Source organism: Paucibacter sp. XJ19-41, assembly GCF_028462495.1.
Lineage (GTDB): Bacteria > Pseudomonadota > Gammaproteobacteria > Burkholderiales > Burkholderiaceae_C > Roseateles_E.
The window spans coordinates 1-1,376 of record NZ_JAQOWX010000264.1 but is presented as its reverse complement, the minus strand read 5'-3'; the positions used below and the strand labels follow the sequence as shown (position 1 = coordinate 1,376).

Genomic DNA, 1,376 nt, shown 5'->3' with positions numbered 1-1,376 from the left:
CCGGCGCGTGCCTTTGGCGGCGGCGCGCTGGACGCGCTGCCGGCCCGCGGCCAGCTCGGCAGCGCGCTGCGGGCGCTGCGCGATGAAGGCCGGCTGGAGTTCTTCGGCGGGCTGCGCATCGCCGCGCTGCGCCAGGAGGACGACGGCAGCCTGACCGTGCAAGGGCAAGACCTGACCCTGAGCGGCTTCGACGAGTTGATCGTCGCCACCGGCCAGCGCCCCGATCTGAGCCTGGGCAGCGAGCTGCGCCTGAAGCTCGACCCCTGGCTGGAGTCGACCGAGGCTCTGGGGCCGCTGATCGATCCCAATCTGCACAGCTGCGGCACGGTACGCCCGCATGGGCATCGCGAGCTGGCCCATCCGGAGCCGGGCTTCTACACGCTGGGCGTCAAGAGCTATGGCCGCGCGCCCACCTTCTTGATGGCCACCGGTTTCGAGCAGGCGCGCTCGGTCGCGGCGGCGCTGGCCGGCGATCTGGTGGCGGCCGATCGGGTCGAGTTGGAGCTGCCTCAGACCGGCGTCTGCAGCAGCGGCCCGGCCGTGCGCCGTGGCTGCGGCAGCAAGGCCAGTGCGGCCAGCACCGCCTGTTGCGGCTGAAGCGCATGGCGGCCTTGCAGCGCAGCGGCACGGTGGCGGCGCTGGGCACGGCCCAGATCCTGGCCTGGGCCTCGTCCTATTACCTGCCGGCGATGCTGGCCGCGCCCATGGCCGCCGATCTGGGGGTGAGCACGCCCACGGTGTTCGCGGCCTTCTCGATGGCCCTGATCGCCAGTGCGCTGCTGGGTCCCTATGCCGGCCGGGCCATCGACCGCTGGGGTGGCCGGCCGGTGCTGATGGGCAGCAGCCTGCTGTTCGCGCTGGGGCTGGCCGCGCTGGGCCTGGCGCGCGACGGTATCGGACTGTTCGGGGCCTGGTTGCTGCTCGGGCTGGCGATGGGGGGCGGGCTGTATGAAGCGGCCTTCTCGACCCTGGTGCGGCTGTATGGCCACGAGGCGCGCAACAGCATCACCGGCATCACCCTGATCGCCGGTTTTGCCAGCACCGTGGGCTGGCCCTTGTCGAGCCTGATGGAGCTGCAGTTCGGCTGGCGCGGTGCCTGCTTCGCCTGGGCCGGCCTGCATCTGCTGCTGGGCCTGCCGCTGAACTGGTGCTTGCCCGAGGTCGACAAGCCCGCTGCGGGGCCGAAGCCGGATGCCGCAAGGGCCGCGACGGCGGCCACCGAGCCGACGGTGGTCGGCTCGCGCCATGCGGCCGCTCTGCTGGCAGTGGTGTTCGCCATCACGATGTTCATCAGCACCGCGATGGCGGCGCACCTGCCGGGCCTGCTGCAGGCCGCCGGCGCCAGCCTGGCGGCGGCCGTGGCGGTCGGGGCCCTG

At 72.8% G+C, this 1,376-nt stretch carries 1 protein-coding gene and 1 pseudogene; both read left to right on the top strand.

Annotated elements, in window-relative coordinates:
* Positions 1 to 597: pseudogene (locus PO768_RS28840) on the top strand (flavoprotein); the annotation flags it as partial.
* Positions 598 to 602: 5 nt separating this feature from the next.
* Positions 603 to 1,376, top strand: a 774-nt coding sequence (locus tag PO768_RS28835) for an MFS transporter (RefSeq protein WP_272648797.1), incomplete at its 3' end; no start/stop codon positions are given.